The 14,830-nt window shown below is 35.0% G+C and carries 9 protein-coding genes and 2 pseudogenes; 4 read left to right on the top strand and 7 right to left on the bottom strand.

The annotated features are described in order from the left end of the window. Positions 1 to 482 precede the first annotated feature (482 nt). The gene (locus CYAN10605_RS17680) at positions 483 to 6,326 is read left to right on the top strand and encodes an ExeM/NucH family extracellular endonuclease (protein ID WP_015218168.1); all 5,844 of its coding nucleotides are present in this window, start codon (positions 483 to 485) and stop codon (positions 6,324 to 6,326) included. Positions 6,327 to 6,634: 308 nt separating this feature from the next. Further along, positions 6,635 to 6,877, top strand: a complete 243-nt coding sequence (locus CYAN10605_RS01470) for a hypothetical protein (protein WP_190275008.1) — start codon at positions 6,635 to 6,637, stop codon at positions 6,875 to 6,877. Between the two features lie 371 nt (positions 6,878 to 7,248). On the opposite strand, the gene CYAN10605_RS01465 is transcribed toward CYAN10605_RS01470, so the two are convergent. The 6 genes from CYAN10605_RS01465 to CYAN10605_RS01440 all read right to left on the bottom strand — a co-directional run bounded on the left by CYAN10605_RS01465 (position 7,249) and on the right by CYAN10605_RS01440 (position 12,269). Further along, the gene (locus CYAN10605_RS01465; protein ID WP_015218167.1) at positions 7,249 to 7,551 is read right to left on the bottom strand and encodes a hypothetical protein; all 303 of its coding nucleotides are present in this window, start codon (positions 7,549 to 7,551) and stop codon (positions 7,249 to 7,251) included. Between the two features lie 11 nt (positions 7,552 to 7,562). Next, positions 7,563 to 7,835 (bottom strand): WXG100 family type VII secretion target, encoded by a 273-nt coding sequence (locus CYAN10605_RS01460; RefSeq protein WP_041922595.1) that lies wholly within the window; start codon positions 7,833 to 7,835, stop codon positions 7,563 to 7,565. Between the two features lie 101 nt (positions 7,836 to 7,936). After that, positions 7,937 to 8,254 (bottom strand): HepT-like ribonuclease domain-containing protein, encoded by a 318-nt coding sequence (locus CYAN10605_RS01455; protein ID WP_150108916.1) that lies wholly within the window; start codon positions 8,252 to 8,254, stop codon positions 7,937 to 7,939. A 25-nt stretch (positions 8,255 to 8,279) separates the two neighbouring features. Beyond that, on the bottom strand, positions 8,280 to 8,570 hold the full coding sequence (locus CYAN10605_RS01450) for a nucleotidyltransferase family protein (RefSeq protein WP_015218164.1): 291 nt from the start codon (positions 8,568 to 8,570) through the stop codon (positions 8,280 to 8,282). A 96-nt stretch (positions 8,571 to 8,666) separates the two neighbouring features. Beyond that, a complete protein-coding gene (locus CYAN10605_RS01445; RefSeq protein ID WP_015218163.1) occupies positions 8,667 to 11,807 on the bottom strand; it encodes an FtsK/SpoIIIE domain-containing protein in 3,141 nt (1,046 codons plus the stop codon). A gap of 36 nt (positions 11,808 to 11,843) precedes the next feature. Beyond that, the gene (locus tag CYAN10605_RS01440; RefSeq protein WP_015218162.1) at positions 11,844 to 12,269 is read right to left on the bottom strand and encodes a hypothetical protein; all 426 of its coding nucleotides are present in this window, start codon (positions 12,267 to 12,269) and stop codon (positions 11,844 to 11,846) included. Positions 12,270 to 12,353: 84 nt separating this feature from the next. Here CYAN10605_RS01440 and CYAN10605_RS19485 point away from each other — a divergent pair. Together CYAN10605_RS19485 and CYAN10605_RS01435 are read left to right on the top strand one after the other, a co-directional pair. Then, positions 12,354 to 12,524 (top strand): annotated as a pseudogene (locus CYAN10605_RS19485) (hypothetical protein); the annotation flags it as partial. Positions 12,525 to 12,548: 24 nt separating this feature from the next. Next, positions 12,549 to 12,791 (top strand): annotated as a pseudogene (locus tag CYAN10605_RS01435) (type II toxin-antitoxin system RelE family toxin); the annotation flags it as partial. A gap of 299 nt (positions 12,792 to 13,090) precedes the next feature. Here CYAN10605_RS01435 and CYAN10605_RS01430 read toward each other — a convergent pair. Next, positions 13,091 to 14,668 (bottom strand): Na+/H+ antiporter, encoded by a 1,578-nt coding sequence (locus CYAN10605_RS01430; RefSeq protein ID WP_015218161.1) that lies wholly within the window; start codon positions 14,666 to 14,668, stop codon positions 13,091 to 13,093. Positions 14,669 to 14,830: the final 162 nt, after the last annotated feature.

Here is a 14,830-nt window from a genome sequence, read left to right as displayed (position 1 = left end):
TTATGAATTAAAATCACCATATATTATTTTTATATATGAAAATTTCCTGTGTCTCTATCAAAAAAATATTAATTATAAATTATCTTTTGTTTAAGAAAAAATTAAGTATTTAAACATAAAAATAAAATATAAAAAACATTTAAAAAGTTATATACTATTCCTGAAGGCTTAATCTTCATAAAAAGTAAAATATAGCATTTGTTTGACGGAAAAAAGTGTTTTGTATCCTTCAGTAAAGGTTTATAATCTCTATTAATCCTTAAACTTAATTCAAGTTGGGGATGGAATAAGCCAGTTTTCTTGTTGCAGTAAAATCTCCGAATTATGATTATGCTTACGTGTTTACTGGACTAAATAACTCGGTTTTACAGAATAAGTAATAAGTAAAAAAGTTAATGAAATATTACTAGCTATACTGATAGCTTTATCAATTGTGCAATGAACGAAATTCACATTTATTATTAGCTTTTGAAATAAAAATTATGGTTAATGATTCACAAAATAATTTAATTCTTCATGAGGGTTTTGATTACCAAGAAAATGGGGAATTACCCTTATTTACCATTACAGACAATGATGGTGGTGAAAAAACTTTTTTCTATGGCACGTCCAATTTTGACTATTTAGGCATTTTTGATGGTGACGGCGACGGAGGAGCAGACTTTAATGGTAATCCCACCGATGGTTTTAATACCTATACAGGATTTGATGATAACTATTTAGTAGCTTCTGACATTGACGGTTCATCAAGTACGATCGCACCTCCTGTGTTTTTAACATGGTCAGATTTAAATGTCAATGGTTTTAATAACCTTATTTTTTCGACAGATTTAGCCACCGAAGATAGTGACGAAGCTCTTGATTTTGACGATTTTGTCATTTTCGAGTATCGAGTTGATGGAGGTGTCTGGCAACCATTACTCGCCTTTGAAACTGCTGATGACTCTAGTTTTAATCAAAACACTTTTTTAGAAGATACTGATTTTGATGGTATTGGTGACGGCACATCTTTAACTTCATCCGCTCAAACTTTCGTTAAAAATCTAGCTGTCAACGGCACAAATCTTGATTTAAGGTTACAAATTCGTCTTGAAGCAGGTAGAGAAGACATCGGCATCGACAATATTAGTTTAGCTCCTTTAATCGGTTCATCTTTTGAAATTAGCGCCACGGATGCAGAAAAAGCAGAGGGAAATACAGGGATTACAGAATATACTTTTACCGTAACTCGCTCTGGAAACACCAGTGGTGAGGTTTCCGTTGACTATACTGTTTCTGGGGATGTAGATGGTACAGATTTTGGCGGAGTTTTACCTTCTGAAACCATAACTTTTGCTGACGGCGAAACCAGTAAAATTATTACTCTGTCTGTGATAGGAGATACCGATGCTGAATCTGATGAGACTGTAACGGTAACTTTATCTAATGCTACTAATAATGCAACTATTTCGGTTAACTCTGCTAATGGCATGGTAGTTAATGACGATTTTAATTTAGTCAAAATTCACGAAATTCAAGGAGACGGAGAAGTTAGCCCTGTTGTCGGACAACAATTTGCCATCGAAGCCATTGTGACTGGAGACTTTCAAGGTAACGATTTCCTCAGAGGTTTTTATGTTCAGGAAGAAGATACCGATATTGACGATAATCCTTTTACTTCTGAAGGAATTTTTGTTTTCGATAATAACTTTGGTGTGGATGTTAATGTTGGTGATAAGGTTTATATTACTGGAGAAGTAAGCGAGTTTTTCGGTGAAACTCAATTTGAACCCCTTTCTATTCAAATCACAGGCACAGGGGAAATCGCACCGACAGAAGTAATGTTACCCGTTGCTACGGTGATTAATGCCGATGGAAGATATATCGCTGATTTAGAGGCTTATGAGGGAATGTTAGTTAATTTCCCCGATACCCTCACCATCTCAGAAATGTTCAATTTAGACCGTTTTGGGGAATTTAGAGCCATTCAGGGCGATCGCGCTTTTCAATTTACCCAAATTAATGAGCCTGATGTTGATAATTTTGATGCTCATTTACAAGATGTAGCTAGTCGCACTATTACCATTGATGACGGCAAAACGGTACAAAATCCCAATCCGATTATTTTCCCTGACGGAAATTTAGATACTGCTGACTCCTTCCGTATGGGTGATGCGGTTAATAATTTAACTGGAGTAGTGCGTTTTAGTCGTGGTAGTGGCGGATCTGGTGATGAAACTTTCCGTATTATGCCCACAGAAAACCCAGAATTTGAGCAGGTTAACCCTCGCCCTGAAACACCCGAAGATGTGGGAGGACGTTTAAAAGTAGCTAGTTTCAACCCATTGAACTTTTTTACTACCATTGACGACGGACAAACAGATACAGCAGTGGGACAAGAACCCAGAGGAGCAGATGATTTAACCCGTTTTGGGGGTAATCCTCCTGCTAGTGATAATCCTAATGCGGAATTTGAGCGTCAACTAGACAAGTTACTCACCACTTTAGTTCAACTAGATGCAGATGTCATTGGTTTACAGGAGTTAGAGAATTATTTTGGTAGTGACTCTGAACCTCCCATTGCTACTTTAGTTAATGCTTTAAATGAGCGTCTTGGGGCGGATATTTACGCTTATGTTGATCCCGGGATGGATTTTCTCGGCACAGATGCGATCGCAGTTGGGGCTATTTATCGACAAGATACCGTCAGAATTGCACCTAATACTACCGTTGCTTATTTAGATGATACTATTGTTGCTCAATTGGGAGATTTGGGCTTAAGTGGTGAACCTCTTTTCACAGGAGAAGCCACCAGTCGAGTACCTCTTGCTGTTACTTTTGAGGAAATCGCCACGGGAGAAACCTTTACCGTTACCGTCAATCACTTTAAATCTAAGGGAAGTTCGGGCTTAAATGACCCTAATAATCCTAACTTTGACCAATTAGACGGGCAAGGATTTTGGAATTTCCGCCGTACCGAAACTGCGATCGCACTTAATGCTTGGCTAAGAACTAATCCTACAGGTAGTAATGATCAAGATGTGTTAATTTTGGGTGATTTGAACGCCTACGCCCAAGAAGATCCCATAAAAACCCTAGAAAACAACTATATTAATCTAATAAAAGACAAAATAGGAGATTCTGCTTACTCTTACGTCTTTGACGGACAATTAGGCACATTAGATTATGCTTTAGCTTCTCCTCGTTTAGCACAACAAGTTACAGGGGTGACAGAATGGCAGATTAACTCTGACGAAGCAGACGCATTAGACTATAACCTAGATTTTGGCAGAGATGCGGATATTTTTGATGGTAGTGTCCCCTATCGTACTTCTGATCATGATCCTCTGATTGTCGGTTTAAATTTAGATGATAATTTACGGGTAGCTACTTTCAACGCTTCCCTTAATCGTAACAGTGCCCGGGAATTAATCGAGGATTTATCAACCCCTGATGATGCTCAAGCCCAAAAAGTTGCGGAAATAATCCAACGTACTAACCCTGACATTATCCTCTTAAACGAGTTTGACTACGATGCCAACGGCGATGCAATTCGTTTATTTCAAGAAAACTATCTCGGTGTTAGTCAAAATGGGGTTAATCCTGTCGAGTATCCTTATGTTTATTTTGCTCCTTCAAATACGGGTATTGCCTCTGGTTTCGACTTAGATAACAATGGGGCTATCGGTGGTGCAGGAGATGCCTTCGGATTCGGTAACTATGAAGGACAATATGGCATGGTATTGTTATCCAAATATCCCATTATGGAAGAAGGTGTGCGTACTTTCCAAGAATTTTTATGGAAGGATATGCCCAATAACTTGTTAACCAATGATCCTACCATTGATGACCCCAATACAGAAGTAAATGAAAACCTTAACGGTTATTATTCCCCCGAAGAAATCGAAATTTTAAGGCTATCTTCTAAGAGTCATTGGGATGTACCTGTTAGTGTTAACGGTGAAATTGTCCACATTTTAGCCGCCCATCCTACTCCTCCAGTTTTTGACGGCACAGAGGATCGTAATGGTAAACGTAACTTTGATGAAATTCGTTTTTGGTCAGATTATGTTAATCCTACCACTAGCGATTATATCTATGATGATCAAGGTAACACAGGAGGATTGAGTGCAGGAGAGCGTTTTGTTATCGTTGGGGATTATAATGCAGATCCCTTTGATGGTGACAGTTTCCCCGATGTTAATGCTTCAGATGAGGTAAAAGCTAACTATCCCCAAGCCATTAACCAATTATTAAATAATCCCATTATTCAAGGTTCAGCTACCGATGAATCTATTACTCCTATCAGTGAAGGCGGGGTAGATGCTTCCATTCGTCAAAATGGGGCAAATGATAGCCATACAGGCAATCCTGCTTTTGATACGGCGGATTTTGGATTTAACTTTAATGATCCTAACTCGGATATTCCCCCCGGTAACCTAAGAGTTGATTATGTCCTACCTTCTTACAATTTGGAAATAGTTAACGCTGAAGTTTTCTGGAAACCTAGCGATGATCTTTTATTTGATTTAGCAGAATTTCCTACTTCTGATCACCGTTTAGTATATGTGGATCTTAACTCCAATAACAGCGTAATCGCTGAAGACGATACTATTACAACACAAGAGAATAGTTCTGTTAGTATCGATAATTTATTGGATAATGATAGTGATACTGATGGAGATAACCTAGTCATTAAGAGTATTAACTCTAGCAATACCATTGGTCTTGTCACTCTTAACAATGATGGTACAGTGACTTATAATCCTGATGGTGAGTTTGAATCCCTATCCCAAGGAGAAACGGCAACTACTACTTTTGAATATACCATTACTGATAATCGTGGAGGAGTAGATACTGCCATCGTAACTATCACCATCGAAGGGGTGAACGATAATCCTATAGCTGTAGATGATGAGTTAATTACAGATGAAGATACACCAGATGCGATCGCACTCTTAACCAATGATACGGACATTGATGAGGATGATTTAACCATTACAGAAGTTACTAACGGCGAAAATGGCACAGTAACAAACAATAATGATGGTACTGTCATTTATACTCCTAATACTGATTTTAATGGCGAAGATAGCTTTACCTATACCATTAGTGACGGTAATGGTGGCACTGACACGGCAACAGTTAATGTAACAGTCAATTCTGTTAATGATAATCCCATAGCTGTAGATGATGAGTTAATTACAGATGAAGATACACCAGATGCGATCGCACTCTTAACCAATGATACGGACATTGACGGGGATGATTTAACCATTACAGAAGTTACTAACGGCGAAAATGGCACAGTAACAAATAATAATGACGGTACTGTTACTTATACTCCTAATGCTGATTTTAATGGTGAAGATAGCTTTACCTATACCATTAGTGACGGCAATGGTGGCACTGACACGGCAACAGTTAATGTGACAGTTAATCCTGTTAATGATGAAAACATCAACTTTGATGACGAAGACAGAGAACTAAATCTTGGCGATGACAATTATACTATTACAGGAGGAAATGGAAACAATATCATTACCACAGGAAATGGCAACAATGTTATTAACCTTGGTAATGGAAATAATCAAGTAACCACTGGGGATGGTGATGATGATATTACCACTGGTTCAGGAAGCGATCGCATCAATCCTGCTGGTGGAAATAACATTGTCAATGCTGGTGCAGGGGATGACGTTATTATCGGTAGCGGACAAAGTGGCGTTAATAATCAAATTGACGGCGGAGAAGGGTTCGATACAGTTATCTATGATGGTGCATTTAATGAATTTTCCATCACTGTAGAGAATGGTGTTGTCACCGTTGGCACAAATACAGACACATTAACCAATGTGGAACAAATACAATTCAGCGATCGCACTATTGCTGTAGATGACTTGACGACAGATAATTTACTTAACACCAGTATTTATCGTTTTCGCACCGGTGAAGGAACTTACATTTATGTAGAGAACCAAGAAAGACAAAGAATCTTACAAGGTGGCTTCAATTTTGTAGAAGAAGGAGAAGCCTTCAAAGTGGCATTAGAAGACGGAGAAAACTTAGAACCCATTTACCGTTTTCGTAATAGTAACCTTGGGGGCGCATATTTGTACGTAGGAGAAGCAGAGCGTCAAAGCATCAAAGAAAACTATACTAACTTTATTGAAGAAGGTTTAGCATTCTATACCTATGGTGCAGATGCTCAACAAGCTAATGATATTTTCCGCTTCCAAACTCAACCCGGAGGATACATATTTGTAGGAGAAGCAGAACGTCAAAGTATCTTAGATAGTGGTTTCAACTTCACAGAAGAAGGAATCGCTTTTGAGGCGTTGGCATAAATCTCGACATTACTTCAGTTCAGTTTAAGAATATTGGATAAGGGTAGGTGTCAGGTTTCAGGTTGCAGGTTGCAGGTGTTGAGAGAAAGTAATAAATAACGAGTAATGAGTAACAAATAATGAGTGTTCGGGGTTTTTAATTCCTAATTCTTAATTTTTCCTTTGCCCTCCCCCCTCTCGAGGGGGGATAAAGGGGGGTTCGCCTCTTGCCTCTTGCCTTTTGCCTTTTTTCTCCATCATTCATAGATGAAAATTTATCCCGAACTCAGGATAAAAGAGATATATCTCTAGTATTGATATGGTTTCTATTGATTAAATCATTTATTAATCAGAAAGTGATCGAGCTTTTGTGGGGAGGTGCGTACTGCGAAGCAGATCCCTTCGGGATCGAGGATTTAGCGGAACAAGCCTTTGATGATCAATGCACTGGTACAAATCCCCGTTATCCTCTAATTAAGGACATGAAGGAATTGTATATCATGGCTTATCGTGGCTTTAACCTCGAATCTCAATTTTATCACCAACCAGAAGAATTAAGTAGTTTGGGTTAAAAGCTATACAAAGGTTAGGTTTCAGGTTTCGGGTGTTGAGTTATTGGGGTATTGGGGGGTTGTAGTTTTTTAATGCTAGTGCAGACCTGAGTTCGGAGTTAAACTTGGCAAATATTGATTTAAAACTATTTACAATTGATTTTTCTTTCTTATTTCCTAATTTTAATGGTTGTTTTACTTATTTTTAAATTCTTTCTTCCATGCTTCCCACACCTCCCATGCCTCCCCACCTTACTTTTACCATTTTTCTTATATCGAACTCAGGTAGTGCAGATACAGATTATTTCCCATTCCCGAATACGGATAATTGTCATGTCTTTAGCATTCAGATAAACGCTATGATTTAATTTTTTTCTTATTTCTGATTAATATTATGAGTTTCTAATTCTCTGAAAATTACTTAATACTCTTTGTCTTTCTTCACTAATGGTTATTTGTTCTTGAATAAAACGGATAAATTCCTCACTTTTATTTTCTGCATCTTGATAATTAGCTTTGAATTTTTGAAAAAGAGGCTCAAATTCTTCAAATTGTTTGTCATGCCAACATGATTGTAGTGTTTCCCATTTTCTTAAAACTTTTATCCATTCATAGTTAAGAATGTTGTTAAATTTTTGTAATTCCCTTAATAAATCTTCAGCATCTTGTCGGTTAAATTTTGTTTGTTCTGCCATATTTTTTATTCTTAAAATCTTTCAAAATCTTCTAATATTTGATAATATTTTTTGAGCCATTCTAAGGCATCTTCCCCCGCCGTTAAAGTTCTTTTAGTGCGATCGTACACTTCTTCAAAATCAGAGGTAAAACGTTTTTTTGATTCCCCTTCCCAAGATTCATCACAACGATTCCAATCATATTCTACTGCTTGAAATCGATCGCTCATTACATCCTGAAAATATTGTAAAGTATCAATAAATTCCTTTAATTCATCAATATCAACATCAATATCCTGTGTCATCAAATTTCCCCCTAATAGTTTAAAATATCCCTTAAAATTATTTTTGTATTCTAGCATTTCCGTGTTATTTAATACCGCATAAAGTTTAAATTGATCAAAAATTATTTTGTATCCCTTAAATTATTTTGAATGTGTAATAAAGATTCTTTAAGCATTGGTAAATCTTCTTGTATCGTTTGCCAAATCAGAACCAAATCCACTCTAAAATATTCATGAATTACCATATTTCGCAATCCTCTAATCTGCCTCCAAGGAATGTTTGAATCTTGCGTTTCTAGTTCATCAATAGTTTTTGCTACTGCCTCACCAATCACTGCTAAACCATACAATATTACCCGTAAAGCCTGTTGATTTTGGGCAAAGGTTTCAAAATTTAAGTCTTTGACGGTATCTTCAACAACTTCAATCTCTGTCAACATATCCTGAATTCTTAACTCAAACTCCCTAGATGGCACGAATAACCTCCTTTAATACTGTTTCTTTTAGATGAGGACGCAGAGATTCAGATGTACCAATATCCACAGAACACCCTAATAAATCTTCTAAATAACTTTTTAATTTCAATAATGTAAATAATCCTACTGGTTGATTAAAATTGACTAAAAAGTCAACATCGCTATCTTCTGTTTCTTCTCCCCTTGCCACTGAACCAAATAAAAACAATTCTTTAACGGCAAAATCATGGATTTGTGTTTGATGTGCTTTGATAATATCGATAACTTGTTGTTTATTCATAATAATAATAGTTCCAATTTTATCTGTCTTAACTCTTCTTAAAAAAAGAATTTTATCCCCCCTAAACCCCCTTAAACAAAGGGGAGAATTTAATTGTTATTGGGACGATTTCCTTTTCTTAAAATTAGTGGCATATTCAAGCATTTCTGTTTTACTTGGTACAGCATAAGGTTTAAATTTATCTAAATCGATGCTTAAAGAATCATCCTTAAAATATGCCCTTAATCGGGGTAATTTTTCGGCAAAAGATTCTCCTAATAATAAACGGGAATTATCCCCTGACATGGTTAAACCTACTCGCAAATCAAAGTTACCTAACCACTGGCGATTATTGCTACTTAGTTTGGCAAAACCTTTCATATCTTCTAACCATAAAATAGTGTGAATACCTAACTCTGAACCTTTAGAAATTAACTCCAGAATTTTTTGAGCATCCTCGGAAGGTTCTTCTTCTCTCCTTCCCATGACAGGGCGTAAATTTGATGCTTTATTTATTCCTCCAATAGCATAGATAAAAAATAATGAGTCTCCTAATTCATCGGGGTTAAGTTCAGGGTTTTCATCTCTTAGTTTTAATCTTCTTTCAAACTCTTCAAAAGTTTCTTTTAATAAGGTTTCTGCCTTAATTATTTGTTGTTCTTTATCACCATATTTTTTTGCAATTTGAACAGGGAAAAATTCATTAAAAATATCCCTAAAGTTAACGGTCATTTCTGTCCAATAATTATCCTCATCTTCGATGGATAAATCAATGATATTAAACTTTGCTTTTTGGGGTTGATAGCAGTGGATTAAACTAATTAAAATACCGCTAATAATGCCGAAAATGGTTTCTTCAGAATTTCCTACTAATAACAGATTACTACGAGGGCGACGGCGAAAGATTCCCTGAGTGTGATTGCCGATGCGCATGGGTTCACCTAACCAAAATACTCCGGGGCTTTCTGGTACAATCCAATCAGGATCTTTAATTACCTGTTTGTTTAATTCCCTTAAAGATAACCATTGATTCATTTTCATTAATTGGACTAATTGGCGATTATCTTTTAATTGAGTTGGTTTTGAGCCGTAGAATAACACTAGCGGTTCGGGGCGTTGATATTGTCTTTCTTTTGCCACGTTTTGAATGTGAGTCAAAGCCTTATTTCTTTCTTCTGCTGATATGTCCGCTACTTGCCCAATATCGTTATAGTTTTTGTTGCCAAAGTTGCGATTATAGATCATTTTACCGGGTCGATCTAATAAGTCAATGGCATCGGTGTTACCTTCATTTAATACATAACCTGCGGTGTTTTGAGGCATTTGTAATGCCATGCGTAAATCGAGAAAGTCATAGATTTTGCGATTCATATTAGACACATTGGGAGATTGAGAGGCGATTAATAAGTGAATACCAAAGGCTCGTCCTTGTCTTACGATATTTTCCATGACTACGTTAAGGCGTTGGGCAATCTGATCACTTTCTTGAAACATATATTGAAACTCATCGATTAACACCAAAATACGAGGTAATTTATTACCCGTAGCGTTGCGGTATTCATAGATTTTTTCAAAGTTACCTGCGGACTTGAATAGTTTACTGCGTTCTTCTATTTGTTGATTAACATATTCTAAAACACTTAAGCCAAATTCTCGATCGCTCTCGATGGAAATAACTTTCGCATGGGGTAAAGCCCTTGTTTCGTCTAATTCTTCCCTAGAATTACGATTTTCGCCTTTTTCTGCATCGACATAAATTTGAAATTCTACTCCCTGCTTAAAATCTAGTAAATATAATTCCAATTCATCGGGGGAATATTGCATGGCTAGACTGAGGATGATGGCATGGAGGGTAAAACTTTTACCTGCACCGGGTTTTCCTGCTAATAAACCATTACTGACGATGCCTCCATCTTCATTTTCCCCGAACCAAAATTCTAGTTTATCCTTTGCACCCATCAAACCAATGGGAGTTCTAATTTCTTTGCGACTGTCAGCATACCAATTAACGTCAGGATAGAGTTTGGAAAAGGCTACAGTATCAACTTTGACGTTTCTGATTGCCTGATTAATGGCTTCTGCCATTTGGTTAAATAGTTCGTTAGGGGGAGGCTGATCTAAAATTAAAGAGAAAGGCTGAGAAATATTGGGAAAATAAATCTGATACAGAGAATTATTGGTAAATTTATCGATAATGGAGCAGAAATCGTTGAAGGTTTGGTAATCAAAATTTCTGGGCTTTTCTAAATTTTTGTCGATGTGTAGGATGACATAAACCCCTGTTTTTGGACCGTTGAGGAGAATACTTTTTAAATCTTCTAAGGCACGTTGATCAAAACCTGTGGGAAAATCAGCGATAAATAAGTAACGATAGGGCTCGGAAATTGCCCCTGCTTCAAGGTTATAATCTTCGATGCTGGAGTAATTACTGCCTAAATAATTTTGAATTACTTGCTCAATGTGTTCGGTTAAACCCCGTAATTGTTCCCGAATGTCATCGGCACGGGTATAGATTCTTTGACTGGTGATAAATTCATGTAAATTGCCAAAGGGAAAAGTATCTCCCATACCCACAGGATCTATAAAGATGCCTTTAAATTTTCGCACGGGGAAGGTGCTAATCATTCTAAAAGCAACGGATTGTAAAGCTAAAAGAGTGGTTTGACGAGAGTTAGCATCCTGAGAATAAAAGGCAATATGTCCAGATTTACAACCCTGTAATTCCTTAGAAAAGTCACGGATGGGAACAAGAGCGGGGAATCGTAGGAGATTACTATTATATTTTAGTCCAATTTCTCCAATACGGATAACTTCAGGTGCTAAACCTGTGGTTTGAGGTTGCCAATGGCAGGGATCATTTTCCGAAGGAATCCATAAAGGATCACCCCAATTAAGAGTTAAGAGACGAGGAGAATTATTTTGAAAATCTGGAAGACAAATCCTACTCATGATTTTATTAATATTGATTGATTGCTCATTTAATATTTGCTTTAAATCATCTTCTTTTTCTTGTTTAAATTTATGTGCTAACTTTGTATATTCATTTAGTTCAGAAAAGAACTTGATAATTCGATTTTTACACTCAGAAATAACATTCAATAATCTTGGTATTTCTGTATTTTCTAGGTATAATATATTTTTGTCATCAGCAAGTTTTTTGTTTATTTCTTTTATTTCTTCATTCTTTTTCTTTAGTTGTCCAAATAAATTAAAAAAGTCAAAGTATTCGGAGGAGTTAGATTTGTTTGATTTTTTCATCTTTTTGAAGCCCCTGATAGTATAGCACCTAAAACCCTAAGAGCAAATATAAATAACAATACCAATTTGTAACAATAATTTTTCTGTTGTTAATTGCTTTAATTTTTCTGCTAAAGTAGGTTTGGACAATACATATGAGTTTATTCTCTCATTAAAAATAATAATAAATTGTTCGTTCTTAAGTATCTCCTCACCATTTTTGGTTATGGATTGTAGGATATTCTGAACTTTTTCCCTCTCTATTCTTTTTGAATAAAAGTTTACTTGGGGAAGGTTATTGATGCTTTGATTCGTAAAGCCAAATGGTTTAACTAACTCTTGTGCTTCTTGCAACTTACTTTCACACCAATATAAATCCTGTTTTGCAGAAGATAATTGATTAATTTGATCGTCAATTATTTTTAAACAATGATAATATTCCTTAAGGTCTTGATAGTGTAGATATTTGTGGTTGCCTTCCATAGCATTTTAGGGAATTATATCAACATATTCATTAATAATATACTAATATCCTGAAGAATACAATCATAAAGTAATCAATTAAAACAAACTTTAAAAGAGGTAATTTTAGAGCTTATTAGTGAAAATAAAGAAGAATTATCTGATTTAATTACAGAAATCATAGAAGATATTGACCTATCTAAGGCTATTGAAGAAGGAGAAAAAACCGAGTTAGTTGATAAAAAATCTATTTTTAAAATTTTAGAACAAAAATAATGGAGGTAGAATTTAGAAAAAGTTTTTAAAAGGATTTACAAAAAATTTAAAGATGCTAAACTTTTAAATAAAATTAAGTTAGTAATAGAAGATATTGAAAAAGCTGAAAATTTAAAACAAATTAATAACATCAAATTTTTGAAAGGAGAAAGTAATTATTATCGAATTAGAGTAGGAGATTATCGCATTGGTATTTATGCTTTTAAAAATAAAGTAAGATTTGTTAGATTTTTACACCGCAAAGAAATTTATCAAAATTTTCCTTAATTTAAGATAACTATATTTTATTATTTTATTACGCAACTATCTTTCATCATTCGGTAACTTTCTGAGGTTAAGGGTGAGGGCAAAAAATTGTTATCCCCACTTTAACCAGGGTTTTTTCATTCTCAAAAATGTCAATTTTTGAAACTAACAAATAGTAACAGATACAGGAGTTTTTAAGTATTAATTAATCAATTATTAAGAAAAAACACTCCCCTCTACTGTGGGAGAGGGGTTGGGGGTGAGGGCAAAAATTTTGATCCCCACTTTAACTCAACCTCCCTTAAAAGCAGAATGTTAGATCATAAATCTGATTTTTCTTGTGCGATAATTTCTTGTAAAATAGGCGATAAATCTTTGTTTAATTCCCCTTTGAGGATTAATTCAGCGTAGGTATCTGCTTCAATATTTAATAAATTCTCTCGCAGTTTTTTCATAGAAATATCTTTTAATTCAGGATTTTTCTGTTGTAAATCAACTATTTTTTCTTCAATGGTTGTCCGTTGCCCTTCAATCAATTTCTGTTCATAACTGTAAAATTCGGGATCAATATCAGGGTTTTTATCAGGGGGAATAGCCGTTAAATAATCTAAAACTTTGTTTAAGGCAAATCTTCTGGCTAACAATTCAGAATACTCTTGTTTAATAGCTTGATTACCAATTAAATTTAACTTTTCTAAAAATAATTTAGTGGTTAATCCTTGTACTAATAAAGTGAATAAAACTACTCCAAAAACTGTTTCTATAACTTCTTGACGTTCAGATAAAATACTAGGAACACTAAGTGCAAGAGCAATGGAAACTGATCCCCTTAATCCTCCCCACCAAAGAACGGTTTGCTCTCTCAAATTAATATCGACTATCGTAATTAAATTACTAATATATGATAAAGCAAAAACAGCTATTAAGCGAGTAACAATTAAAGCGATAATTGCTACAAAAATTAAGTCTAAATGAGTAATTAAATCGGTAAAATTAATCTGATCACCTATTAATAAAAAGATAATAGAATTGACTAAAAATGCAAGGAATTCCCAAAACTCAGAAACAATTAAACGAGTGCGAGGATTCATGCCTATTCTTGAGCCAAAATTACCTAAAATTAAGCCCACTACCACAACTCCTATTACCCCAGATCCTCCTAATTTTTCTGTAACTAAATACACCCCATAAGCAGACACTAATGTTAATGATTGTTCTACTAAAGGTAAATCAAATCTTTGGGTTAAATAAGAAATTCCAAAGCCGATTAATAAGCCAATAGCTACTCCAATACCTACAAAAGTGCTAAATTGAGTAATAGAATTAGTCAAAGAAAATGTATGTTTTCCTAGGGGAATACTTACCAATAAAACAAAGGCAACAACCGCAACTCCATCGTTTAATAAACTCTCTCCTTCTAACAGAGTTGTTAATTTTTTACTTGCTCCTAATTCCCGAAATAATGCTACCACAGCAACGGGATCACTTGCAGATAAACTTGCCCCTACTAAAAGTGCGATCGCAATTGGCATAGTGGTAAAATAACTCAAGGAAAATGAAACTCCTATCACACAAATAACTACTCCAATAGTAGCTAAAAGAATCACAGGGAGAAAATTCTTTTTTAATTCATCCCATTTAATATTCCATGCCGCTTCAAAAAGTAGAGGAGGTAAAAATATTTCTAGGATTAATTCAGGGGATAAATCAATTAACCGAATATTAACAAAAGCTAATCCTAAACCGACTATTACTAACAGTAAAGTATAGGGAATTTGTCTGAACCAACTGAAAAATCGAGAGATAGTAGCTACAGTTAAAGAAACAGATAAAACAATTAAAAATTGCTCCAAATTTTCTTCAATAGAAATCTCTGCGAAAAAAAATGATAAGCTCATAATTAAACAACTGAATTGATGATTAAAATATTATTTTTTTAAACTTGAATTTTTAAATTTTTAATCTCGTACTAATGATTTTTTTCCATTAAAATAGCATTGCTATACCCTATTAGATATAACATAAGATAAAAATTATTTCCATTATCACTTTATAATTAA

Source organism: Cyanobacterium aponinum PCC 10605 (assembly GCF_000317675.1).
In the GTDB taxonomy this organism is placed as follows: domain Bacteria; phylum Cyanobacteriota; class Cyanobacteriia; order Cyanobacteriales; family Cyanobacteriaceae; genus PCC-10605.
The sequence above is the reverse complement of the archived record's forward strand: the minus strand, read 5'-3'. Positions and strand labels throughout refer to the sequence as shown.

Coding starts and splice junctions, on each gene's coding strand:
- CYAN10605_RS17680 (WP_015218168.1), top strand. CDS start 483: ATGGTTAATGATTCACAAAATAATTTAATTCTTCATGAGGGTTTTGAT.
- CYAN10605_RS01465 (WP_015218167.1), bottom strand. CDS start 7,551: ATGGCAGAACAAACAAAATTTAACCGACAAGATGCTGAAGATTTATTA.
- CYAN10605_RS01460 (WP_041922595.1), bottom strand. CDS start 7,835: ATGACACAGGATATTGATGTTGATATTGATGAATTAAAGGAATTTATT.
- CYAN10605_RS01455 (WP_150108916.1), bottom strand. CDS start 8,254: ATGTTGACAGAGATTGAAGTTGTTGAAGATACCGTCAAAGACTTAAAT.
- CYAN10605_RS01450 (WP_015218164.1), bottom strand. CDS start 8,570: ATGAATAAACAACAAGTTATCGATATTATCAAAGCACATCAAACACAA.
- CYAN10605_RS01445 (WP_015218163.1), bottom strand. CDS start 11,807: ATGAAAAAATCAAACAAATCTAACTCCTCCGAATACTTTGACTTTTTT.
- CYAN10605_RS01440 (WP_015218162.1), bottom strand. CDS start 12,269: ATGGAAGGCAACCACAAATATCTACACTATCAAGACCTTAAGGAATAT.
- CYAN10605_RS01430 (WP_015218161.1), bottom strand. CDS start 14,668: ATGAGCTTATCATTTTTTTTCGCAGAGATTTCTATTGAAGAAAATTTG.